The sequence below is a fragment of the Rhizobium sp. WCS2018Hpa-16 genome (assembly GCF_031843705.1).
Lineage (GTDB): Bacteria > Pseudomonadota > Alphaproteobacteria > Rhizobiales > Rhizobiaceae > Agrobacterium > Agrobacterium tumefaciens_C.
The window spans coordinates 282,825-307,417 of sequence record NZ_JAVTIX010000003.1 but is presented as its reverse complement, the minus strand read 5'-3'; the positions used below and the strand labels follow the sequence as shown (position 1 = coordinate 307,417).

At 56.3% G+C, this 24,593-nt stretch carries 19 protein-coding genes; 8 read left to right on the top strand and 11 right to left on the bottom strand.

Going from position 1 to position 24,593, the window contains the following annotated elements:
* Positions 1 to 3: 3 nt before the first annotated feature.
* The 7 genes from RQI55_RS12625 to RQI55_RS12595 all read right to left on the bottom strand — a co-directional run bounded on the left by RQI55_RS12625 (position 4) and on the right by RQI55_RS12595 (position 9,048).
* Entirely contained in the window at positions 4 to 717 is a 714-nt protein-coding gene (locus RQI55_RS12625; protein WP_311272705.1) for an ABC transporter ATP-binding protein, read from the bottom strand.
* Positions 714 to 2,489, bottom strand: coding sequence for a branched-chain amino acid ABC transporter ATP-binding protein/permease (locus RQI55_RS12620; protein WP_311272902.1), 1,776 nt, complete (start codon positions 2,487 to 2,489; stop codon positions 714 to 716). Before RQI55_RS12620 ends, RQI55_RS12625 begins: the two co-directional genes overlap by 4 nt.
* 5 nt (positions 2,490 to 2,494) lie before the next feature.
* Entirely contained in the window at positions 2,495 to 3,529 is a 1,035-nt protein-coding gene (locus RQI55_RS12615; RefSeq protein ID WP_311272704.1) for a branched-chain amino acid ABC transporter permease, read from the bottom strand.
* A 96-nt stretch (positions 3,530 to 3,625) separates the two neighbouring features.
* Positions 3,626 to 4,783: an ABC transporter substrate-binding protein gene (locus RQI55_RS12610; protein ID WP_311272703.1), complete on the bottom strand. Its 1,158-nt coding sequence runs from the start codon at positions 4,781 to 4,783 to the stop codon at positions 3,626 to 3,628.
* Entirely contained in the window at positions 4,780 to 6,426 is a 1,647-nt protein-coding gene (locus RQI55_RS12605; protein ID WP_311272702.1) for an acyl-CoA dehydrogenase family protein, read from the bottom strand. Before RQI55_RS12605 ends, RQI55_RS12610 begins: the two co-directional genes overlap by 4 nt.
* Before the next feature lie 7 nt (positions 6,427 to 6,433).
* Positions 6,434 to 7,195, bottom strand: a complete 762-nt coding sequence (locus tag RQI55_RS12600) for an SDR family NAD(P)-dependent oxidoreductase (protein ID WP_311272701.1) — start codon at positions 7,193 to 7,195, stop codon at positions 6,434 to 6,436.
* Positions 7,192 to 9,048, bottom strand: a complete 1,857-nt coding sequence (locus tag RQI55_RS12595) for a feruloyl-CoA synthase (RefSeq protein WP_311272700.1) — start codon at positions 9,046 to 9,048, stop codon at positions 7,192 to 7,194. The genes RQI55_RS12600 and RQI55_RS12595 overlap by 4 nt, the downstream gene beginning before the upstream one ends.
* A gap of 135 nt (positions 9,049 to 9,183) precedes the next feature.
* Here RQI55_RS12595 and RQI55_RS12590 point away from each other — a divergent pair, with 135 nt between their 5' ends.
* From RQI55_RS12590 to RQI55_RS12580, 3 genes are read left to right on the top strand one after another with little or no spacing between them, the layout of a single operon-like run.
* Positions 9,184 to 9,978: a crotonase/enoyl-CoA hydratase family protein gene (locus RQI55_RS12590; protein ID WP_311272699.1), complete on the top strand. Its 795-nt coding sequence runs from the start codon at positions 9,184 to 9,186 to the stop codon at positions 9,976 to 9,978.
* Positions 9,979 to 10,008: 30 nt separating this feature from the next.
* Positions 10,009 to 10,461, top strand: a complete 453-nt coding sequence (locus tag RQI55_RS12585; RefSeq protein ID WP_243257420.1) for a MarR family transcriptional regulator — start codon at positions 10,009 to 10,011, stop codon at positions 10,459 to 10,461.
* A 22-nt stretch (positions 10,462 to 10,483) separates the two neighbouring features.
* On the top strand, positions 10,484 to 11,359 hold the full coding sequence (locus tag RQI55_RS12580) for an amidohydrolase family protein (RefSeq protein WP_082249808.1): 876 nt from the start codon (positions 10,484 to 10,486) through the stop codon (positions 11,357 to 11,359).
* A 45-nt stretch (positions 11,360 to 11,404) separates the two neighbouring features.
* On the opposite strand, the gene RQI55_RS12575 is transcribed toward RQI55_RS12580, so the two are convergent.
* The gene (locus RQI55_RS12575; protein WP_311272698.1) at positions 11,405 to 12,526 is read right to left on the bottom strand and encodes a citrate synthase/methylcitrate synthase; all 1,122 of its coding nucleotides are present in this window, start codon (positions 12,524 to 12,526) and stop codon (positions 11,405 to 11,407) included.
* 87 nt (positions 12,527 to 12,613) lie between these two features.
* On the opposite strand from RQI55_RS12575, the gene RQI55_RS12570 reads away from it, so the two are divergent.
* The 3 genes from RQI55_RS12570 to RQI55_RS12560 all read left to right on the top strand — a co-directional run bounded on the left by RQI55_RS12570 (position 12,614) and on the right by RQI55_RS12560 (position 16,330).
* Entirely contained in the window at positions 12,614 to 13,813 is a 1,200-nt protein-coding gene (locus RQI55_RS12570) for a citrate/2-methylcitrate synthase (RefSeq protein WP_311272697.1), read from the top strand.
* A gap of 122 nt (positions 13,814 to 13,935) precedes the next feature.
* On the top strand, positions 13,936 to 14,721 hold the full coding sequence (locus tag RQI55_RS12565) for a 2-keto-4-pentenoate hydratase (protein ID WP_311272696.1): 786 nt from the start codon (positions 13,936 to 13,938) through the stop codon (positions 14,719 to 14,721).
* Positions 14,722 to 14,896: 175 nt separating this feature from the next.
* A complete protein-coding gene (locus tag RQI55_RS12560) occupies positions 14,897 to 16,330 on the top strand; it encodes a family 16 glycosylhydrolase (RefSeq protein ID WP_311272695.1) in 1,434 nt (477 codons plus the stop codon).
* 58 nt (positions 16,331 to 16,388) lie between these two features.
* Here the strand turns inward: RQI55_RS12560 and RQI55_RS12555 are convergent, their stop codons facing one another.
* Positions 16,389 to 17,210: a bifunctional allantoicase/(S)-ureidoglycine aminohydrolase gene (locus RQI55_RS12555; protein WP_243257428.1), complete on the bottom strand. Its 822-nt coding sequence runs from the start codon at positions 17,208 to 17,210 to the stop codon at positions 16,389 to 16,391.
* 123 nt (positions 17,211 to 17,333) lie between these two features.
* The gene (locus RQI55_RS12550) at positions 17,334 to 18,323 is read right to left on the bottom strand and encodes a class I SAM-dependent methyltransferase (RefSeq protein WP_311272901.1); all 990 of its coding nucleotides are present in this window, start codon (positions 18,321 to 18,323) and stop codon (positions 17,334 to 17,336) included.
* 371 nt (positions 18,324 to 18,694) lie between these two features.
* On the opposite strand from RQI55_RS12550, the gene RQI55_RS12545 reads away from it, so the two are divergent.
* Positions 18,695 to 20,692 (top strand): GGDEF domain-containing protein, encoded by a 1,998-nt coding sequence (locus RQI55_RS12545; RefSeq protein WP_311272693.1) that lies wholly within the window; start codon positions 18,695 to 18,697, stop codon positions 20,690 to 20,692.
* 49 nt (positions 20,693 to 20,741) lie between these two features.
* On the opposite strand, the gene RQI55_RS12540 is transcribed toward RQI55_RS12545, so the two are convergent.
* Positions 20,742 to 23,246 (bottom strand): DNA translocase FtsK, encoded by a 2,505-nt coding sequence (locus tag RQI55_RS12540; protein ID WP_311272692.1) that lies wholly within the window; start codon positions 23,244 to 23,246, stop codon positions 20,742 to 20,744.
* A 462-nt stretch (positions 23,247 to 23,708) separates the two neighbouring features.
* Here RQI55_RS12540 and RQI55_RS12535 point away from each other — a divergent pair, with 462 nt between their 5' ends.
* The gene (locus RQI55_RS12535; protein WP_243257433.1) at positions 23,709 to 24,593 is read left to right on the top strand and encodes a dihydrodipicolinate synthase family protein; all 885 of its coding nucleotides are present in this window, start codon (positions 23,709 to 23,711) and stop codon (positions 24,591 to 24,593) included.

Below are 24,593 nucleotides of genomic sequence, written 5' to 3'. Positions count from 1 at the left end.
TAATCAGGCTGGTGCTGTGCCCAAATAGCTTTCCATCAACGCCGGATTGCTGGAAAGTTCTGCAGCTGGTCCTGAGAGCTTCACCTCGCCCAGTTCCATAAGATATCCGAAATCCGCGATTTCCAGAGCAGCGCGAGCATTTTGCTCCACGAGCAAAACGGAAACCCCGGTATCACGCAATTCAGACACGATGCGCAAAATATCGGCGACGATGCGCGGTGCAAGACCCAGGCTTGGCTCATCCAGCAGCAGCAATCGCGGCCTGCTCATCAATGCCCGCGCCAGCGCCAGCATTTGCCTTTCACCTCCCGATAGCGTTCCCGCCAACTGCTTTCGGCGCTCTCCAAGTCTCGGAAACCGCTCATAGAGTTGCGCGCTGGTTTCGGCACGCTCCTGGCGGGATCGAAGAAATCCACCAAGTTCGATATTGTCTTCCACTGTCATGGTGGAAAACAACTCACGTCGCTCTGGAACGAGACAGAACCCGGCGGCTACCCTTGCCTCAACGGATGCTGGCACAGGTTTCCCGTCATAGTGAACAGTCCCGCTGCTGGGAATGATCCCCATCGCAGCATTGAGAAGCGTCGTCTTGCCCGCACCATTGGCACCGATGACGGTGACAATACTGCCTGCCTTCATGGTCAGTGACAGGCCATGCACCACTTGAGCGTGACCATAGGACACATTGAGGTCCTTTATCTCGAGAAGATGTGTCATACGGCACCTCCCAGATAGGCGGCGATGACGGCCGAATGGTTGCGCACCTCTTGCGGCTTTCCATCAGCAATCAACGTGCCAAAATCCAGGACCACAAGCTGGTCCACCAGTCCCATGACGAAGCCCATATCATGCTCGACAAGCAACACGCTGACGCCCTCCTCGCGCAGTTTCTTCAAAAGAGCGGCAAGCTCCTGCTTTTCCGCATGCCGCAGCCCCGCAGCTGGTTCATCCAGCAACAAGAGTGACGGGTCAGCCGCAAGAGCGCGTGCAATTTCCAGAATGCGTATCTGCCCAAGCGCAAGATCTCCCGCTGGCCTGTGCATCAATGCTGCAAGACCAACGCGCTCCACCTGCCTTGCAGCCTCCGCCAACAAGGTCGCTTCTTCTCCCCGCTCCGCCCTGATGAAACTGCGCAAGACACCCGCCGAGCCTCGCAGATGTGCGCCCAACGCCACATTTTCCAGCACGGACATGTCTGGTAGAACTTTGGCATGCTGAAAGGTGCGGGCGATGCCGTACCGGGCGATCTTACGCGGATTAAGGCCTGAAATCGGCTGCCCCCGATAAGTTACCTTGCCCGCTGTCAAACCAAGGATCCCGGTTATCAGGTTGAACGTCGTGCTTTTTCCAGCACCGTTTGGACCGATCAATCCGACGATTTCCCCGGCATTGATCCTGAAGCTGACGTCATTGACGGCAACCAGTCCACCAAACTGCTTGCGCGCATTTTCGACCGTCAAAAGCGGCGCACCGCGTTCTGGCATTGGGCGACGGTCAAGATCACCATGATTTTTCGCAAGCTTGCGCTCCGGCTTGCGCAAACCGGCCCACTTTGTGGCCAGTGGCCAGAGCCCGTCGCGCGCAGCTTGCAGGATTGCCACGAGCAGCAAGCCGAACACCACCATTTCAACGTTCGTCGCCGTTCCGACAAGCCCCGGCAGGAACCGCTGGAGAACCTCTTTCAGCACAAGAATGACGGCTGAGCCGAACACTGCACCCCAAACATGCCCGGCACCGCCAACCACGGCCATCAGCAGATATTCGATACCCATGTTCAGGCCAAACGGCGTTGGATTGACCGACCGCTGCATATGCGCATAGAGCCAGCCGGACAGTGCCGCGAGAACACCCGCCAGGACGAAGACCGTGAGCTTGGCGCGCACGATGTTAACACCAAATGCTTCTGCCGCCTGCGCACCGCCGCGCAGGGCGCGAATGGCGCGGCCGATGCGGGAGTCCAGCAGATTGACCGCCCCGATCGACACGAGGATGACGAAGCTCCAGATGATGTAGAAGATCGATTGGCTGCTGATGAAGGAATAGCCAGCCACAGATAGCGGTGGGATGGAGGTAATCCCGTCATAACTCCCCAGGAATTCGATTTTTCCGAAGAGATAATAGAGCGCCAGACCCCAGGCGATGGTTCCGAGCGGCAGAAAATGGCCTGACAGCCGCACCGTGATGAAGCCCAGTAAAAATGCCGTCAGGGCGCCTATTAGCAGAGAGAGCGGCAATGTCAGCCATGGAGAAACGCCATAGGCTGTGGTCAGAACAGCCGTGGTATAGGCTCCGAAGCCGCAGAAGGCAGCCTGGCCGAACGATGTCAGTCCGCCAACGCCCGTCAGCAGCACGAGACCGATGGCGACCAGAGAGGCAAGTCCGATATTGTTCATCAGCGTCAGCCAGAACGGCGGAACTGGCAACAGCGGAAAGATGGCAAGCACAAGCAGGCCCGAGAGAGGAAGAATGTGTGTTTTCGCGCTACGCATCATCATCAATCCTCCTCATGGTGGCCGGCACCGAAGGACAGCCATACCAGCACGGGTATGATGAGCCCGAAGACGATGACTTCCTTGTACGCGCTGGCAAAAAACGAAGAAAAGGCTTCCACAAGGCCGACGCCGATGGCCGCAATGGCCGTCAACGGAAAATTACCGAGACCACCCAGAATGGCGGCGACGAACCCTTTGAGGCCTATCAGGAAGCCCGTATCGTAGTAGATTGTTGTAACGGGTGCGATCAGAACGCCAGAAATCGCGCCGATAATGGCAGCGAGAATGAGCGCCGTTACGCCCGTCAACTGTGTGCGGACACCAACAAGCCTTGCACCCAGCCGATTGATGGCCGTTGCGCGCAACGCTTTGCCCAAAAGCGTCTTTTCAAAGAACAGGTACAGCCCGACCATAATGAGGATCGTGGTGCCGTAGATCCAGAGGCTTTGCGTTGTAACAACCACCGGGCCGACCAGAAAACTGCCATCCGCCAGTGGCTTTGCGCGCAAGCCTTCAGGACCGAAAAAGATCAACCCCAGCCCCATCATGAACAAATGGACGCCGATGGAGGCAATCAGCAGCATCAGCACCGACGCATCCACCAGCGGACGGTAGACGATGCGATAGATGTAGTATCCCATCGGAGCGATGATGATGATCGCCATTGCTGCGCGCAAAAGCGCAGGAAGCTGAAGCGGTGCAACAAGCGCAACCAAGGCGTAGATGGCCATCGGCAGGACAATGTTGATCAGCAGCGCACGCAGGAGAGACGGAAGGGCAAAACCCCGTCGCATGTCCCAGAGATCCAGCACCATCGCCCCAGCGCCGAATGCGATCAGCATCGGTGCCGTTCCAGGTATCTTTCCACTATCAAGCAGGGCAAGCGACAGCGCGCCATAGGCAACAAATTCGCCCTGCGGTATGAAGATGATGCGGGTTACCGCAAACACAAGAACCAGCGCCAACCCTAAAAGTGCGTAAATTGCACCATTGGTCACGCCGTCCTGGATCAGAAACGTCGCAATTGTTGCGTCCACGTCAGTTCCCCAATGTCTTGATTATGATTTTTTTGACTGCAAAGCGTCATGAAGCTGCGCAGCGTTTTTACGACGCAGCTCCACCGGTTGAGCGCGCTATTTGAGGAGGTTGAATTTACCGTCCTTTGCGGTCAGCAACACGATGCCACGGTCATCAAGCCCATAGTGATCCGTTGCTGAGAACTGGAAAACACCATGCGTTGCTGGAAACGGCCCACCGGCCTCAATGGCAGCACGCAAGGCATCGCGAAATTCCTTGGTGCCCGGCTTGGCCTTGGCAAGCGCCACAGGCACAGCCTTTTTCAGAATGATCAGAGCATCCTGCATATGAGAACCAAACTGCGTGCGCGTACCGGCACCATATTTGGTTTCATAGGCCGTTACATAGGCCAAACCTTCGGCTTTCGTTTCAGAGGTGGCAGGCTGATCTTCCGCAACCATGACGGGGCCGGACGCAAACACCGTGTTTTCAACGCTTTTGCCCGCAATGCGCAGGAAGTCGAAGGTGACAGCACCGATCGTCTGATAGATCGGTCCCGTAAAGCCGCGCTCACGCAACCCAAGCTGTGGAAGTGCTGCACCGGTGCCCGAGGCGCCAATCAGAACGGCATCCGGACGTGACGCGACCACCTTCAGAACCTGGCCCGCCACAGACGTATCCGGTCGGGCATAGCGTTCATCCGAAACCATGGTGAGCCCGTATTCGCCGCCAAGCTTCTTGAATTGATCAACCCACTGGTTGCCGTAGGAATCCGAGAAGCCGATGTAGCCGAGCGTCTTCACACCGTCAGCCTTCATTTTCGCAAACAGATGGCGGGACACGAGTTCAGCACTTTGTGGCAACACGAAGCTGTAGCCTTGCGCTACCGGCGGCGGCAATGGCGAAGGAGCCAGGTGCGGCACGCCAGCTTCCTTGGCAACGCCCGCAACGGCAATAGCCCCCGGCACCAGTGCGGAACCGATGATGACATCAGCCTTATCGTCATTGGCGAAACGTCGCGCATTCGTGGTGGCAAGCGATGGGTCACCCGCATCATCGAGCATGATCACCTTCAGCTTTTCGCCACCGATTTCAGAAGGCCAAAGCTCGACAGAATTCTTAAGCGGAATTCCAAGCGCAGCACCCGGGCCTGTTGTTGGAATGGTCACGCCGATGGTGATGTCAGCGAGCGCTGGTAGCGACGATAGCGTCAGTGCGACGCTTGCCAGGGCTCCCAACCTGATCAATGCACGGCCAGTCATAGAATGTCTCATGTCGTTCTCCCGTTAACATGCGATGTGAATGATGGAGAGACGCCGATCGCGCTCTCATATCGGCTGATTTCGTGGTGGTTTTCCTCAAGCGGCAAGCGCAGGGAAAGCCATGCAGCTACGGCATCCCACGCCGTGCGCATATATTGATCTGCATGGTAGAATGCAGCTTCCGGCTCGCCAGACAGGCGCTCCATGTTTTCTGTCATGGCCAGAAGTCGTGCCAGCGCATTGGTTGCCGCAGGGATTGCATCGTGCCGCGGCGTATTGGCAACGTCCCGCTCGACCAGTGTTTTGAACGCTGCGAAACCACGCCCTTCATCGCGCCATAGCCTGCGCGTCAGGAAATCCAACGCCTGCATGCCGGTTGTGCCCTCATAAATGGACATGATCCGGCTATCGCGCAGATATTGTTCTACCGGCCACTCTCGCGTGTAGCCCGCCCCACCCAGGACCTGAATGGACCGGCTGGCACAATCGAACCCGATCTCTGCTCCAAAGTTTTTGACCAGAGGCAGAAACCATGCGGCGAAATCGGCAAAGAAGGCACGCCGTTCCGCACTGTCGGAATGTTCTGCCAGATCCATCGCCGCTGCCAGTTCAAGAACGGCGGCGCGCAATGTCTCGGTCTGGCGGTTGATAATAAAGAGTTGCCGCTTCACATCGGGATGGGTGGCAATCGCAACAGGCTTCTCATTGGGCGCACCGCCTTGGCGCCGTTCCAGCGCATAGGCATGGGCTATGTCAGATGAGGCAGATGCAATACCTAAGCCTTGGCACCCTGTCGTCAGCCGCATCCGCTCTATCATGGTAAAAAGCTGCGGCAGCCCATTGCCTTCCTGACCCAGCAGAATGGCGTTGGCTGAATCGAAACGCAGGGTGCAGGTGGGGGAGCCGTGAAGCCCCATCTTTTCTTCTATCCGCTCAACCGTAATTTTATTGCGCGCACTATCGAAACGATCCGGCACCAGAAAAAGGCTCAGACCTTTTGTTCCCGGCTGGTCGTTGGTTCGTGCCAGAAGACAATGGCCGATCCTTGATGTGATGTCGTGATCACCGAAGGATATCCAGCACTTGGTGCCTATCACCTGCCACTGGCCGTGGCTGAGCGTGCCGCGTGTGCGCACCCGTCCGACATCGGAACCAGCATCCGGCTCCGAAATGCAGATGGTTGCCGACCACTCGCCGGACAGCAATTTGCCGATCCACTCGGCTTTCGTGTGTTCATCTGCCGCTCGCGCAAGCAGAAATGCTGCGCCACGCGATGAGCCTGCCAGCATCATCAGGGAAACACAGGCGCGCTCGAACAGCGGCGCACAGGCCGCCTGCAATGTTTGCGGCAGACCTTGACCGCCAACATCTTCAGGCAAATCCATGCCAAGCCATCCGGCTTCACAGAAACGGCGATACGCATCGGCAAAGCCCGGCGGGGTTTTCACCCTGCCATCTAGCAACCGGCATCCTTCGCGATCGCCTATGCTGTTGAGGGGTGCCAGCACCGTCTCGGCAAAAGCCGCTGCCTCAGAGACAACAGCGCGCACCGTGCTGTCATCCAGTTCGGGAAAGCGTGCGCCTACATCTTGCCAGCTGGGTGTTTTGGCCAGCAGATCAAGCGTTTTTTCGACTTGCTGTTCAAAACCCGTCATGGCGCCGCTACCTCGGCTGCATGCGAATGGCACCATCCAGACGGATGACCTCGCCATTCACATATTGGTTTTCGATCAGGTAACGCACCGTGTCGGCAAATTCGGCTGGATCCCCCAACCGTGCCGGATAGGGTATGGCAGCGGCCAGACTATCCTGTGCTTCCTGCGGCAAGCCGTGAAGCAAGGGCGTGAGGAAAAGCCCGGGAGCCACCGTGTTGACGCGAATGCCAAAACGGGCGAGTTCGCGGGCGGCGGGAAGGGCCATCGATACAATTCCGCCTTTCGAGGCGGCATAGGCCACCTGCCCTATCTGACCTTCAAAAGCGGCGACCGAGGCTGTGTTGACGATGACACCACGCGCCTTGTCCTCCCGCTCCTCAGCTTTCGCCATATGGGCCGAAGCGAGGCGCATCATATTGAACGTGCCGACAAGGTTGACGCTGATGACGCTTTGGAATGCCTCAAGCGGCATTGGCCCCTCACGCCCCAGAATGCGTGCGGCAGGCCCGATGCCCGCGCAGTTCACCAGAATTCGCAAGCCGTCGCCGGCCTGAGCCGCCTGCGCCAGGACCTTTTCTGCGTCTTCCTCACGCGTCACATCGCCAGCAACCGCTGAGCCGCCAATCTCACTTGCCACCTTGACGGCAGCGTCAGCGTTGCGGTCGAACACATGCACGATTGCGCCTTTGGAGGCCAGAAGGCGCGCAACGGCTTCACCAAGACCAGACCCGCCACCCGTGACGACAGCACTTGAGCCTTCGATTTTCATGCCGTGATTTCCTTTTCGGCCAGAATGACGTCGGACGATCCGAGATAAAGGGTTTCCACCAGATCCTTGCGGTGAGACAGCATGGCGCGCTGGTTCAGCGAACCCTTGTCCGTGATCTCACCCTTGTCGATACGAGGCGCTTCCCGGATGATGAGCAGACGCGCGACCCGTGTGGCAGAGCCGGTGGCGCGCATTTGATGGCTCTTCAAACGTGTCGCGAGCGCGTGCCTGACATCAGGATGCGCAAAAATTTCCTCATCCGTCATGGTGCTGGCCTCTGCCCCGATGATCTCACGCATTGAAGGTAATGAGGCAACGACCAGCGCGCCCAACTCCGCGCGGTTTTCGCCGGTGATGACGGCATCGCGTATCAATCCGCCGAAATCGTCCACCAGTTTCGCCCGCAACTTGCCGACGGAAACCCACGTGCCTGTCTGAAGCTTGAAATTCTCCGCAGTGCGGCCATCAAAGATGAAGCCTTTCGTCGGATCTGCGGGATCGGCAAAGCGAACGGCATCACCGATCTGGTAGAAGCCCTCCTCATCAAAGGCCTTCGCCGTTAATTCACGGCTGCGCCAATAGCCGGGCGTGATGTTCGGCCCTTTGAGGCGCAACTCATATTTATCCTCGTAAGGTACGAGCTTCATTTCCATGCCCTGGGCGGGAATGCCGATATTGCCCGGCTCGTCCTGGGGATCAGTGCAATATAGCGCAAATGGACCCGTTTCTGTTGCCCCGAGCCCGGTGCCTAGTGGAACGCGAGAGCCGATGGTCTGCTCGGCCATCACATTCAGGGCATCCCACGTATGCTGTGCCATTCCAGCACCCGCATACATCATCAGCTTCAAATCCTTGAAGAAGCTCTGGCGCAAGATCGCGTCATCACGCATGGCCTGCACGAGCATCTCATAACCCGCAGGCACGTTGAAATACCAGGTCGGCGAGACCTCACGAAGGTTGGCAATGGTTTTGCCGATCATCTGAGGAGACGGCTTACCGTGGTCAACATGATAGGTGCCACCATTGTAAATGGCATTGTTGAAAAGCTTGTTGCCGCCAGCCGTGTGGTTCCAAGGGCTCCAGTTCACGATAACGGGCGGCTCATCGCGCAGAAATGCGTAGCAATCCGCAATCATTTCCTGATTGGCACAGAGCATGCGCTGGGTCTGGATGACAGCCTTTGGAGACCCTGTCGTGCCTGACGTGAACAGGAATTTTGCAATCGTATCGGGCCCCGTCCGGCCAAAGGCCTCATCGACAGAGACGGTAGCAGATGTTTGCAGCAAGTCTGAAAACAGATGCGTGTTGCCGCGACCAGCTGGAGGATTGCGCAGCACGACGACGGGACTATTTGCCCCGAAAGAATAATCGACCGCATCCATAAAGCGGCTGCCGTCTTCAACAAAGACAAGGCCGGGCGTGACTTGATTGGCAATGTCGCGCAGCTTTTCAAACTCACCTGAGAATGATGCATAGCTTGGCGAAACGGCGGCTGAGGGAATGCCAACATGTTGCGCACCCAGCGCCAAAAGCGCATGCGCAAGGGAGTTTTCTGCCAGAATGACCAGTGGTCGCTCGACGCTCAGTCCCATATCGAGCAGGGCCTGACCAATCCGCCGGACACTTTGCAGCGCATCATGATAGGTCACACGCCGCCAGGCATCACCATCCCGTTCCGCCATCCAGATTCGGTCTGGCGCAACGCGTGCCCAATGCACGAGCCTTGCGTTCATCTTATCGGGATAAGCGCCAAGCGGGTCTTGCCGCCACACCTTGATTGAGCCGTCATCGCGCTGGCTCCAGCCGAGCTTCGGTGACCAGAATTTAACGCGTCCACTAGCGTTCTCGTTCATGACTCCTCCCAGACGTCAATCGCGTGTCTAATAGAGTTGCGCTCTGTCAACTCGTCAAATTTGTTTACAAGGAAACAATCTATCTGTAAACAATCAAATCAACGGAATGCAGATTTGTGTGGGAGGCTTTCACAGATGAGCAATGATCAGCATCGGGATTTTGTAACTTACGAACTGCGCGGCAACATCGCACTTGTGGGTCTCAACCGGCCAGAAAAACGCAACGCCATCAGCGACGCCTTCGTTGAATCGATTGCCCAGGCCGTGGCGCGCGCGCAAAACGAGGCGAAGGCAGCGGTTCTCTTTGGCCACGGCGACCATTTCTGTGCCGGTCTGGATCTGGCCGAGCATGTAAAGAAGACGCCGATCGAAGGCGTGCGCGGTTCGCGTCGTTGGCATGCCGTTTTCGCTGGCATCGAGCATGGCACCATTCCCTGGTTCTCGGCATTGCATGGCGCTGTGATTGGCGGCGGGCTGGAGCTTGCAGCATCAACCCATGTGCGCGTGGCTGATAAGGCCGCCTTTTTTGCGCTTCCGGAAGGACAGCGCGGTATTTTCGTTGGCGGCGGCGGCTCTGTGCGCGTTGCACGTTTGACCGGCGTTGCCCGCATGACCGACATGATGCTGACGGGCCGCGTGGTCTCCGCCGATGAAGGCGAACGTTGGAACATCGTTCAATATGTGGTTGAGGCAGGAACAGCTGTCGAAAAAGCCATTGCTCTTGCCGAGAAAGCAGCGAGCAATGCTGAAATATCCAATTACGCCGTGATTAACGCATTGCCACGCATTCAGGATATGGCAAAGGAAGATGGCCTTTTCGTCGAATCCTTCATTTCTTCGTTTACAGCGACAAGCCCTGAAGCAGAAGAGCGGCTAAGGGCATTCCTCGAAAAGCGCGTTGCCAAGGTAAAAGCGCCGGGCGAGGACTAGAATTCGCTGAGAACACGCAAGGATAAAGACATGGAAACGCTGGTCCGGACACCTGAAACCGTCAATTTCGGCCGCTTGAACACCGCCCCCGGCTTCCTGTTACGACTGGCGCAGCTCAGAGTTTACGAGCAGTTCTTTTCCGAGGTGGGAGAACATGGTCTCAAACCGGGCGAGTTTTCGGTTTTATGGGTCATTCGCAACAATCCGGGCATCAGGCAGAGCATTCTCGGCCAGAGCCTAATGATAAAGCGCGCCCATATGACCAAACTCATCCGCGCGCTGGAAGATCAGGGCCTGCTTTACCGCAACATTCCCGATGAGGACCGGCGAGCAGTAGAGCTGACGCTCACTGCGAAGGGACAAGAGGAAGCCGATATCGCCTCCGAATGGTTTTTTGCCTACGAGGAAGGTATCGCAGGTGCACTCACGCAAGCCGAGCGGGACCAGCTGCTTGTCCTGCTGCGGAAATTTATCGGCATTTAAATTCGTTCTGTGGGAGGACATGATGAACATTGACGAGCTGATCGCCATCGACGTGCACACGCACGCCGAGGAGCCATGCGGTTGCCAACGGGACGACGGTTACCACGAGTTTCAAGCTGGAATGGCGCGCTACTTCAGAAATCCGGCTGGCGCACAGGGCATGCTGCCCACGGTTCAGGAAACGGCGACCTATTACCGTGAGCGCAAAATCGGCTGCGTGATCTTTCCCGTGGATGCAGAGCGCGAAACGGGCTTTCGCCGTTACGACAATGAAGAGGTCGCTAAAATCGCGGCTGAAAACAGCGACATCATGATCCCATTCGCCTCTATCGATCCAGCGAAGGGCAAGACCGGGGCGCGTGAGGCGCGGCGTCTGGTCCGCGAATTCGGTGTCAAGGGCTTCAAATTTCACCCGACAATGCAAGGCTTTTATCCCAACGATCGCATGGCCTATCCGCTTTACGAAGCCATTCAGGAAGAAGGTGCGATTGCCCTCTTCCACACCGGTCAGACGGGCGTTGGAGCTGGCCTGCGCGGCGGGATGAGCATGCGCCTGAAATATTCAAACCCCATTCATCTCGATGATGTGGCCGTGGACTTTCCGGATATGCCGATCATCATGGCCCACCCTTCCTTTCCCTGGCAGGAAGAAGCGCTGGCCGTGGCAACCCACAAGCCGAATGTCTATATCGACATGTCTGGCTGGTCGCCAAAATATTTCCCGCCGATCCTCGTGCAGTATGCCAACACTATATTGAAGCACAAAATGCTGTTCGGCTCAGACTGGCCAGCGATAACACCAGACCGGTGGCTTGCTGATTTCGAGAAAATCGAGATCCGCGACGAGGTCAGGCCACTCATTCTCAAGGACAATGCGCGTAAGCTGTTCAAGCTTTAAGACTTTGGTGTCCGATGCAGCAATACTGCTGCATCGGACAAGACATTACATCGCAACAGGCATGGGGCCGATATAGCGCGACTGTGGGCGGATCAGTTTTCCCACGGTCTCTTGCTCCAGCACGTGGGCTGTCCACCCCGCCATGCGTCCGGCGGCAAAGACGTTTGTGAAGCTTTCCCGAGGCAAGCCAACGGCTTCCAGCACGAGGGCGGTATAGAATTCGACATTGGTTTGCAAAGGCCGATCCGGCTTTTTCTGCGCCAGCAACTCAAGCGCCGTTTTCTCCACGGCCTCGGCAAATGCGATGCGCCCACCATCTTTCCGCAACGCAGAAACGGCCTTCTTCAATACATCTGCACGCGGATCTCGGACGCGATAGATCCGGTGCCCAAAGCCCATCAACCTTTGTCCATTCGCCAGCGCATTGGCAAGCCAAGTCTGACTGTTGGCTTCATCGTCAATTGCATCGAGCATATCAAGCACGGGTCCTGGTGCGCCGCCATGCAACGGGCCTTTGAGCGCACAGAGTGCGCCGATAACGGAAGAAAACATTCCAGCCTTCGTCGAAGCAATCACGCGGGCGGTGAAAGTGGAGGCATTCAGCCCATGATCTGCAACCGTCACCAGATAGGCATTGAGAGCTTTGACCTTCTCAGGCGCCCCTTCCTGACCGTGCAACATGTACAGAAAATCTGCTGCATGGCCTAAGGCGGCACGAGGGGCGACGGGCTTCAGACCAGCACGATCACGAATGATGGCCGCAGCAAACACAGGAACACATGCCACCGCCAGAACACGATGATCGTCCGTCTCCGTATCTGCCAATGACGACAGAAGCAGTCTGAGCGCTTCGACCTGACTGAGTTCCTGCGTACTGGGCAAAAGCTTTTCGAGCCGCTGAAAAACCCGGCAACGTGCGCGCCCGAGCGCTTCTTGAATTTCGCGCTCATCGGACGGGCCGCTGCTGAAACCCTTCCAAAGCAAGCCAAGAACCGCCTCAAAACTCTGATCGGAGAGAGCGTCGAGATCATGGCCGCGGATGATGAGACGCCCCGCAACGCCATCGACGTGGCTGAGAACCGTCTCGGCCGCGACGACATTTTCAAGGCCAGGACTGACGAGGTCTGAAGCGAAGCTTGGCAATACAGGTTTCGATAGGTTTTGCATGATGATCCTCACAGATTGACTTCTGCAAGAATGATGATTGAATCAATATGATCAATCTTGATTCAATTAATCAATGTCGAGAAAATTTTGAACGCACAGGATCAGTTCATCGATGCCCAAGCCGCATCGCAAACCCTCGGCATCAGTCGAGCAACCTTATACGCCTATGTCAGCCGTGGCCTTGTTCGCACCACGCAGGCACCTGACGATCCACGTCGCCGGCTTTACAGCGTTCATGACATCGGCAAACTGAAGAAGAGCAAGTCTGTTGGCCGCAAGCCACGCGATGTCGCGGCAACTACGCTCGACTGGGGTTTACCGGTGCTGACGTCCGGCATCACGCTGATACAGGATGGCCGTTTATTCTATCGCGGGCAGGATGCGGTGGCATGGGCGAAGGACAAAACTCTCGAGGACGTGGCACGGCTTCTATGGGGATGCGGCGAGCACGATCCATTTTTGGTATCGAAAAACCACGGGTGGGACAGGTCGCTGGTCGAGCGCACACAGCATTTGCCTCTGACGGAACGGTGTCAGGCGCTGCTATCCTTCGTGGATGCGGGCCGCATGACATCCTGGCAACGGGAGCGGGGCAAAATATGGCCCAGCGCTGTGGCCTTGGTGCATGCCATCAGCGCCGCAGCAACGGGCACCCATCCGAGCCTTGAGCCAACCCACGCGCACCTGGCGAACGGCTGGGGTCTGGATGCGGCTGGCGCAGATATCATCCGTCAGGCGCTGGTTCTTCTGGCAGACCATGAACTCAATTCGTCCACCTTTGCCGTGCGCATCGTCGCCTCAACCGGCGCATCGCTGGGAGCGTGCCTGAACACCGGTCTCTCGGCACTCAGCGGACCTTTGCATGGCGGGATGACAAGCCTTGTCGAACTTTTGTTCGATGACATTGACCAAGCATCAGATGCCGAAGCAGTGGTGGAAAAACGGTTGCGGCGCGGCGACGGGTTGCCCGGCTTCGATCACCCCCTCTATCCGGATGGAGACCCGCGCGCAGCGGCGCTGCTGTGTCTGCTGCCACACAACGAAAAGCGGCAATCCTTGATCGATGCCGTTATCGACACCACAGGCAAACTGCCCACCATTGATGTGGCGCTGGTTGCCATTCGCAGAGAGCTAGGGCTTCCCCCGGGCTCGGCCCTATCTCTCTTTGCCATAGGCCGCACAGTGGGTTGGTTGGCTCATGCAATGGAGCAGTTTCAGGAGGAAAAATTGATACGGCCGCGCTCGCGCTATAGTGGTCCGCCACCTCAAAATGATGAGGGATTATAGATTCATATCGAATAAGTGTTGAAGAAAATGCAATTCGATTGTCGCTGTCCGCGCTCCACTTGCAAGCATCACGAATGACTGCAATGAAATCACCTTGACGTTGCTTTGCGGGAGGGTGTGGCATGACAATAATGACAGGTGCGAACATAAGACTTGGCGCTATTCTCGCCGAGGCTGAAAAGCAGCAGTCATTTCTCAGCGCTGCAAAACTGGAAGCAAACGGCCTCGTTCCCGAGACAATCGAAACAGGTATGGCAGCTCAGGCGATTTCGGCAGCTGCCATCGGCAAGGAAGTTGGCGGCTGGAAAGTCTCTTTCAGCGGCGGGCGGGCTGTCGCAGCACCTCTGATCGATGTCCACGACTCCAGAACTGGGACCGTTCCCAAAAAGGGTGCAGTGGGAGTGGAGATCGAAATCTGCTTTGTTCTGTCAAGCGATATTCCTGCCCCTGTTGAAGGACGGGCATATGAGCGCGACGATATTCTCGCGCAAATCGCATCTGTGCATTTGGGGGCAGAACTTGTCAGCTATCGCCTGATTGAAGAAAACAACGCACCCTTTCCGCTCTTTCTGGCGGACCGGCTGGGCAACCACTCTTTCGTCCTAGGGCCGGAAATCGACAGATCCCTCATCGAGCGTGTACTCCACGAAGATCAAACACTGCCCTCTCTTCGCCTGGAAGCCGATGGTGCGGTTCTCCTAGATGCGCCAGCCAAACATCCGCAGGGCGACGCCGTTGCTCCGCTCCTGGCCTATGCGAACAGTCCAATCGATCATCTCGGTGGTTTAACGCAGGGTCAGGTGGTGACAACAGGCAGCCTGTGCGGCCTCATCCGCCTGTCTGGGCAGACCACAATCAAGGCCAGCTGGGGCGAAATCGCGGCTCTCAACCTGTCTCTCCAGCATTGAGGCGCAGACGCCCTATCGCGCCATCTGGATGCCTCTGACGATTTTTTAATCGGCCTGAACACCCATGACTTTTCACAGGGTTCAACGGGCCATTATTCTCATTTTCGCCGCAAACGAAAATCGCATCCCTGTTACATTAGCATTGTCGGTGCACGGTGTAACAGGAGGCCAGTCGATGGCGAGCTCAATCATGAATGCTGTTGGGAAGCCGCTTTATTATAGCGACACCTCTACCGGCTTTTTCTCGGCAACCGGCTCCGGCCCGAACCTATATGGCACCACCAAAAACGATTCCATGTGGGGCGATAGCGGCGTCAATGTCACCATGCATGGCGGCACCGGTGACGATATCTATTATCTCTACTCGACCATCAATCGCGCCTCGGAAGCAGCGAATGCGGGTGTAGATACGATCAACACCTGGATGAGCTATACGCTTCCCACCAATATCGAAAACCTGATCGTTACAGGTGATGGGCGCGACGCTTTCGGAAATTCACTGGATAACATCATCCGGGGTGGCTCCGGCAAACAGACGATTGACGGCCGTGCGGGCAATGACGTTCTGACCGGCGGCGGCGGTGCCGATACTTTTGTCTTCGCCAAGGGCAACGGTACGGACCTGATTACAGATTTTGGTGCCGATGACACGATCCGGCTGGATGGTTATGGCGTGACCTCCTTTGATCACCTCATCAGCGCATCCACGCAAAACGGTGAAAACCTCTGGCTGAATTTTGACAATGGCGAAAGCGTCGTCCTTGCCAACACCACGGCTGACGACCTGAGTGCTAACCAGTTCAGGCTGACACTCGACCGGTCGCAGCTCACCGCAACATTCACGGATGAGTTTAACGCGCTCTCGCTGAGTGATGGCCAGAGTGGCGTGTGGGAACCGAAATTCTGGTGGGCGGGCGAGGAAGGTGGCAGCCTCCACACCAACTCGGAAAAACAGTGGTACATCAACCCAGCTTATCAGCCCACCTCATCGGTCAATCCATTTTCCGTTCAAAACGGCGTCTTGACCATCAAGGCCGCGCCGACGCCAGACCTGATTTCCGATGCTGTTGCCGGATATGATTATACGTCTGGCATGCTGACGACCCACCCATCGTTCTCGCAGACTTACGGCTATTTCGAAATCCGCGCAGACATGCCCAATGAACAGGGCGTTTGGCCCGCCTTCTGGCTGTTGCCGCAAGATGGCAGCTGGCCACCGGAGCTCGATGTGATCGAGATGCGGGGGCAGAACCCGAATTCGCTTATCCTGTCTGCCCACTCCAACGCTTCGGGCCAACAGTCCTCCAGCATCAACAACGTCACCGTCGCCAGCACGGAAGGTTTTCATAAATATGGAATGCTGTGGGATGCAGAGCACATAACCTGGTATTTCGACGATGTGGCTGTCGCGCAAATCGATACGCCTGCCGATATGCATGACCCCATGTATATGCTGGTCAATCTTGCCGTTGGCGGCATTGCCGGAACACCTGCGAACGGATTGCCAAACGGCTCGGCAATGAAAATCGATTACATCCATGCCTATTCGCTGGATGATCCCGCGACAACAGTCGCTCAGGCTTCGACCACAGACCACTTGTTAGTCTGATCCGAAACAGCGCCCTGCATAGTCGGGGCGCTGTCTCTTATTCAAAGCATATCTGAACCTACCAAAGCTTAACGTGGCGGTTCACATCCTTGTAGAGCAGGTAGCGGAACCGGCCAGGGCCACCGGCGTAGCAGGCTTGTGGGCAGAAGGCCCTCAACCACATGAAGTCACCCGCTTCGACCTCAACCCAGTCATTGTTCAGCCTGTAGACGGCCTTGCCCTCGAGCACGAAAAGGCCATGCTCCATCACGTGGGTTTCCATGAAAGGAATGGTGGCGCCCGGCTCAAATGTCACGATATTGAGGTGCATGTCGTAGCGGCCATCGCTCGGATCGATAAACCGCGTGGTCGCCCATTTCCCATCGGTTTCCGGCATTGCGGAAAGCTCATGCTCATCCTCATGCGTGAAAATGGCAGGAGGCAACTCAAGGCCTTCAACCGCATCGAAAACCTTTCTGACCCAATGAAACTTGGCCGGAACTGATCCCTCTGCTCGAATCTTCCATTCGCTCCCCGCAGGAATATAGGCAAAAGATCCCGCTCTCAGCGCATGTCGCTGGCCGTCATACTCGATACTCAATTCCCCATCGACAACGAAGATAGCTGCTTGTGCACGCGCATCAGGCTCCGGCCTGTCGCTGCCACCACCGGGCATGACTTCCATCACATATTGAGCGAATGTCTCGGAAAAGCCGGTCATGGGGCGCGCAATGATCCACGCCCGTGTGTCACGCCAATGGGGCAGCACGCTCGTCACAATATCGGACATCACACGCTTTGGAATGACCGCATAGGCCGTCGTGAATGTCGCCTTGCTTGACAGCAGTTCGGTCTGGCCGGGAAGCCCGCCAAAGTCTGAATAATATCGCCTGTTTTCCATGATGCACTCCAAAGCATGCTACGTCGTAAAATGCTTAAAGCGTTTCGGCAGCAAATGGAATCGCTTGCATCAGGATTTCAGCGCCGCCTCGTGCAGGCGGCGCGCTATGCCGTCTGTCGATGATCAATGCTTTTTACGGATCACGCCATAGACGATGTTCCGGTTCTCGCCGAAAAACACCTCCGCTTCGATGGTCGATGGATCGGCGCTGGCGTTGATGATGTTCCACATGTCCTGCTCGGTGCGCAGCAGCAATGCCCAGTTCATGAAACTTTCCATGTAACCATCAACGCCAATATCCTGCGAAAAATTGGCAAAGAGGAAGGTGCCACCGGGCTTCAGCATATCGAGGCAACGGCGCGTCAGCTTGATGGAGACCTTGTCCACGAGGTAGTCATAGAGGCCAGCGGCATAGACGAAATCAAACGTACCGAACTGCTGGCGGCCAGAGAGTATACCGCGAACGGAACCATCGACGGCCGTAATGCATGTATGACCAAAATCCCGGGTTATGGCACCAATGCTCAGAGGGTCCTGATCCAGCGCCACCCAGCGCTTGATCTTACCGTCTGCCAGCGCCTTGGACTGGTTGGCTTCCCGCAGATGCCCGGCAGCGATGGTCAAAATTTCTGTCTCTGGTCCGTGTCTTTCGGCCAGTTCATCGACATATTTTGTGAGAATGTCCCGCCGCTCCCTAACGGCGACCGAAGACGAGGCATCGCGGGTGTAGGCATAGAGTTCGGCGCCGATGGGAGACGCTGCGTCGATGCGGCTTTGGACACTGGGGTGGCCGTAAATGAAGTCCAGCAATTGCGCATCGCCAGAATATCCCCGCGGCTTCTCATGCGACCAATATGTGAAAGGATCCTGGAGAAAATATTCGGAAACAGAGTGGCTCTGGATAATAGGGACGAGGGTTAACCACACGCCGGAGTCGTATTTATTCCGCAGCTGATGTAGTCTTCCGGCTACTTCATGTATTATTTTGCGCGGCGCCTGCCCACTCGAAATCTGCTGGCTTGCGAGATTGAGGATAAGAGCGACCTCTGCTTTTCCAAGCTCGAAATTTTCTTGGAAATTGCCATTATCAGAAGAAAATATCTCCTTGGCCATGGCCTCTGGAGTAATAAGACTTTCACCATCAAAATTTCTATTCAAAAGCTGGGACACTCGCACTCTCCTGATTAACGTCTTGTTAACTAAACGTGAATTCAGACGTAATCAGTCTTCGTGTCAATCAAGGATTCGCCTATAAAGTGCTAATATTCGCGAAACTTCTTATTAAGGTAAATGCAATTTGGATTGTGCATTTGCCGCTCCTTAAAGAAAATTAAAAGGATAGAATTCATGCTTTGCGGGTGTTTCACTGCGATAGCCTAGGAGATCGGCCTCGTAGAGCCATGCAAAACGACAAGTGAATAGATAAATTTTCAAATATTCACGACAGCAGACATTCAGATTTATTACAACCTATAGGTAAGTGCATGACGCACACTTTGGTAGATGTGGTTGAGCTTGACTTGAACGGAGACGATACGCAAAAACGGTCTGAGAGTAATTTGCGTAAAGTCTTTCTCAAAGAAGCGGATGCCAAAAGGCGCACGGCCATAAGGCACGGGCTGTGGACAGCCGTGCCGCTCTATCTCCTCTTTTCAATCACCGATGTTCTTCTCATTCCCGATGTTTCAGCACACACAATGTTTGCGCGCTTCGTGGTCGGCATCGCAGCTTTGTTAACACTGGAGACGCAGATCCGCGCCAATGCGAAAACCAACCATTTGGATATCGCCTGCGCCATTGCACTAATCTGCGGATATATCGGCTGGGTCGTGCCAGCAATGATGACCAGCTACACCGTCAACATGTCCTATTACATGGTGTTCGGTGCGATTTTCATGATGGGCGCGAACCTGTTCTTCACCTTCAGTTTTTCACTGTCACTCGTCGCGTCAGCTGTCATCCTGGTGATCTATTTTGTCGCGCTGAGCCATATTCACAAAGACATCTATTACCAGATTACGTTCGGCACGTTCTACCTCACCTGCTTCGTCTTCACGTCCTATGTGAACCTGCGCCTCAACCGGGAACGCTATCAGGTGTTCCTCAATGCGGTTGAAGCCAATCTCCAGCAGCGGCAAGCGGAACAGCGTGGCGAAGCGCTGCTGCGCCTATCCAACACCGATCCCCTCACAGGACTGGAGAACCGCAGGTCCATTGACAGCAGGCTGCGTCATCTTTGGGATGAATGGGCGAGCAGCGAGCGAAACTTTGCTGTGTTTCTGATCGATGTCGATTTCTTCAAGAAGTATAATGATTATTACGGCCATCAGGAAGGCGACCGATGCCTTGTTCAGGTCGCTCAAACCCTTGAGACCAGTCTGAGCCGTTTCGATGCCGTGATCGGTCGATATGGTGGCGAGGAATTCATAGCGCTCGCCCATTTCAAGACGCTGAAAGACATCGAACATATCGCAGAGACGCTTCGCCATACTGTCGAAAACATGGCACTTGTCCATGAAAGACGGCGGGATGGCACATCGGTCATCACTGTCAGCGTTGGCACCTCCTACACGCGAAAGCAGCCAGACCCAAAACTGGAGCGTTTGATCAACGAGGCAGACAGGGCTCTTTATCTCGCGAAGGCAAACGGTCGCAACACAGTCAAACTTTTCGACCCGACGGATCCCCTCAACAGCGACGATACAGAAAATGTCGCCGCGTTGCTGAACATCGCGATCGAGAAGAAACTCGTGTCGCTGGTCTATCAGCCGATCAAAAACCTTTCATCGGGTGAGTTGAGCGGCGTAGAAGCCCTCATGCGGCTACATCTGCTCGATGGAACGTCGGTACCGCCCAGCATCTTCATCCCGATTGCCGAGCGCAACGGTATCATCATGGATCTTGGCCTGTGGGCCATCCGTGCCGTATGCCAGCAGGTTCTGCGTTGCGATTCCATGTCTGTCGTCAGCGTCAACGTATCACCTATGCAGCTGAAGAGCCCGGGTTTTGCGACATCGGTCGCCGGCATTCTCGGTGAGGTAGGTGTCGCGGGCAGCAGGCTTGCATTCGAGATTACCGAGGGGCTGGAGATGGATATGAACTCCGATGTCCTGCGCTGCATCAGTGATCTCAAGACCTTGGGCATCCGCATCTGGCTCGATGATTTCGGCACCGGATTTGCTGGTCTTTCCTGGTTGCGACTGATTGATTTCGACACCGTCAAAATCGATAAGTCCTTCCTCCATGATAGCCATACACCTCGCGGAAAGGCGATGCTCAAGGACATTATCAGCCTCATTCGCAATCGCGGCCACAAAATCCTTGTCGAAGGGGTTGAGACGCCTGAACAACTGGCATTGCTGCGAGAACTCAGGATCGATCAGGTTCAAGGCTATTACGTGGGCCGCCCGGGACCCATCGAAAATCTGCACGCACCGAAGTCGTATCGGATGCCCTTGTCCAAGCTGATGCGGGCAACCTGAAGTGAAGGCTCCCGCAGTCAGCGCCTGCGGAAGCCTTCTGATGCCTTCGTCAATCCACAGCGCCCGGCACTTCGCACAGTTCACGATCACCGCTTATGATGGAGCGCTTGCCCACATGATTGGCTGGCCCAACGATGCCTTCCTGCTCCATACGCTCAACCAATGAGGCTGCGCGATTGTAGCCGATGGACAGGCGACGCTGGATATAGGACGTGGAGCACTTCTTGTCGCGGAGCACCACCTTGACGGCCTTTTCGTAAAGGTCTGCGGTATCGTCCTCGGCCATGGCTGACTTGTCGAAGACGGCGCTGTCTTCTTCGGCACCCTCGTCGGCTTCATCGGCATCCTCGGTCACAGTGCCCAGATATTCCGGGCGCCCCTGCGTCTTCAGATGCGCAACAACCTTTTCGACTTCCTCGTCCGATACGAAGGGGCCGTGAACGCGTGAGATGCGCCCGCCACCGACCATATGCAGCATATCGCCTTGCCCGAGCAGATGCTCTGCGCCCTGCTCTCCCAGGATCGTCCGGCTATCGATCTTGGACGTGACCTGGAACGAGATACGGGTTGGGAAGTTCGCCTTGATCGTACCGGTGATGACATCGACCGAGGGGCGCTGGGTTGCCATGATGAGGTGGATACCCGCCGCACGTGCCATCTGCGCGAGCCGCTGGATTGCACCTTCGATTTCCTTGCCCGCAACCATCATCAGGTCGGCCATCTCGTCGACGATGACGACGATGTAAGGCATGGCCGTGAGGTCCATCTCCTCCTGCTCGTAAACCGCTTCGCCGGTGGCGCGATCAAAGCCGGTCTGCACGTTGCACATCACGGTTTCGCCCTTGGCGCGGGCCGAAGCCGCACGAGCATTATAGCCGTCGATGTTGCGAACACCCAGACGCGACATCTTGCGATAGCGGTCTTCCATCTCGCGCACGGCCCATTTCAACGCCATGACAGCCTTCTTCGGGTCGGTCACAACGGGCGTGAGAAGGTGAGGAATACCGTCATAAACGGAGAGCTCCAGCATCTTCGGATCGACCATGATCAGGCGGCATTCCTCCGGCTTCAACCGGTAGAGCAGCGACAGGATCATTGTGTTGATCGCGACCGACTTTCCCGAACCGGTTGTACCGGCCACCAGCAGGTGCGGCATCTTGGCAAGCTCCGCCACAACTGGTTCGCCACCAATGGTCTTGCCAAGGCAAAGTGCCAGCTTCATCCGCGTTTCGGAGTAGTCGGGAGATTCGATCAACTCACGGAAATAAACCGTCTCACGCACCGGGTTCGGCAATTCGATGCCGATCACGTTACGGCCGGGCACCACAGCCACGCGCGCAGAGAGCGCCGACATGGAGCGGGCGATATCATCCGACAGGCCGATAACCCGAGAAGACTTCACACCTGGCGCAGGCTCGAACTCGTAAAGGGTCACGACCGGGCCAGGCCGGACATCGATAATCTCGCCCTTGATACCAAAATCTTCCAGAACGCTTTCGAGAAGCCCGGCACTCTGCTCCAGCGCTTCAGGTGTCATTGTCGTTGTCTGGAGAACCTGCGGCTTTTGCAGCAGATCGATGGGCGGGAACTCATACTCGCCTTCACCGAACACCGGCGCATCCAGAAACATCGGCTGATTGGCGTTACGGGCTGCCGTTCGCATTTCGCGGCGCGGCGCTGCCACCAGCACGGGCTCAGCCATCTGCGGCTCGGCAACTGCCGCGACCGGGATTACCTCCTCGATTGGCTCGACGATGGGCATGGGCTCGACAGAGGTGTTTTCCACGGCGCGCGCAGGTTTGACGTCGACCTGCCGATACAGCGAGACCGCCGATCCCTCCAGCCGTGCGAATGCTGGCTTCTCAACGACTGGAAGAGGCTGGGCCACCACCTGCACAGCAGGCATTGGAGCCTTAACGGTAATGGCAGGAAATGTTGCGGCAACAGGCGTGGCGACAGTGGCCACGCGCTGGGCCTTCACCCGCACCAGTTCGGCCAACCGCAGTGGCTGTGTGGGCGGCAGAATTGCGGTGCCGACATCGAGGTTCATCATCTCCCAGAACATTTCGTCCGAAAGCACGTCCGCAAAGGCTGGCACATCGATGGGCGCATTGCGCTCTGCTGGGAAACAGGCAACATCGATCTGCTCGGCAACTGTGTCGACAACGGCCTCTTCTACCTCGGGGGCAACGGCTGCCTGTTCACGTTCCTTCAAGGCAAGCTCGCGGCGCAGCCGATATGTGAGTGCAAGCGCACCGATGGCACCCGGTGGCTGCGGCAGCACGGCCGGTTTGGCAATGCGGCGCTCGACGGGCTCTGGCTGAACAACTGGCATTTCCTCGCCAATAGCAGGCACCTCGACAGCGACAGAAGCCACAGCTTCATCATCGGCCTTGCCTGGCGCACCACCGGCGACCTGCTTTCCAGCGACAAGATTCTGTGGCGTGCGGGTAAAGCGCACATTCGGGCCCAGCGTAAATGCCTTCTGCCAGAGAGGCATGTCATCACGTCCCTCTACCGCATTTGCGGCGAATTGATCGGCATTATGTCCCATCACCGCCTTCTGATCAGCGGTCAATGGCACCATATCACGGGCGTCGCCCGGCTCCGCAACGGCTGGTCTCGGTCCCCTCTCTTCTATCGTATTGATGGAATGATTTAAATTTGAACGGGGAATACGCATCACAGCCTGTACACTCATCATAAACGGACATTTGGCACACCCAATTCAATAGAAAATAAAGGTTAATCACATGTTGCCAAAGCCCCCTTCCCGGTGATTTTTCCAGGCCTAATGTAAGGGTGTGTCTGGCGAGCAACGGCATCCAAGACCGTAAAAACCAGCGATTTGCGGCCTCAAAGGCAGCATTTTTGCGGTTTTCCGGGCGAATTTATGCCTCTACAGCAGCCTTCATGCAGGGCTAGGAAAACTTTAGGACAAAGTAACTGTTCTTATCTTTACAACTAACATGTTAATGGCGTATCAAGCTGATGTCAGTTTTGGAGGAGCAGGCATTTGACTGGTAAATTTGGCCTTTCGGCAGCACTTACGACACCCTTTGCGCCGGATGGCAGCATCGACACCGCAGGCTTGGTGAGCCAAGCCAAGCGCTCGCTAGCCGCTGGCTGTAACAGCGTTACCCTTTTTGGCACCACTGGCGAAGGCAGCTCGATCGGCGCTCGCGAACGTACTGATGTGCTAGCCGCCGCCGTCAGCGCGGGTATCGATCCGGGCAACATTGTCACCGGCGTTCTGGTCGATTCGGCGCAAGACGCCGCGGATCAGTCTCGCGAAGCCCTTGATATTGGCGTGCGGAACATTCTTCTGGCACCGCCCTCATATTTCAAGAATGTCAGCGATGACGGCCTTTTCGAATGGTTCTCAACGGTCTTCTGCCAGCTTGGCAGCAGCGCCCGCGACATTCTGGTTTATAATATCCCATCCGTTACAATGGTTGCCTTGTCGGTCGAGCTAATCGGTCGCCTGCGTCACGCATTTCCGGGCGTCGTCACAGGGGTCAAGGATTCCTCTGGCGACTGGCCATACACGCAGCGTCTTCTTGCAGAGCATCGCGATCTCATTATTCTGATTGGCGATGAACGCCATCTGGCGCAAGGCGTGCGTCTTGGTGGGCAAGGCGCAATCTCCGGTGTGGCGAACTTCCTGCCAAAAGAGGTTCGCTCCATGGCTGTTGATGGCGTAGACGACAAGCGCATTGAAGACCTGGTTGTTGAATTGCTGAAGTATCCGGTCACACCGGCAGTCAAGGTTCTGGTCTCTCACGTCACCGGCGAGCCAATCTGGCACTCGGTTCGCGCGCCACTGGTTTCCATTTCCGCAGAAAACCGTACAAAGCTATCTGCTGCATTCGAGCAGCTTTTCAACAGCAAAGCCGCGTGA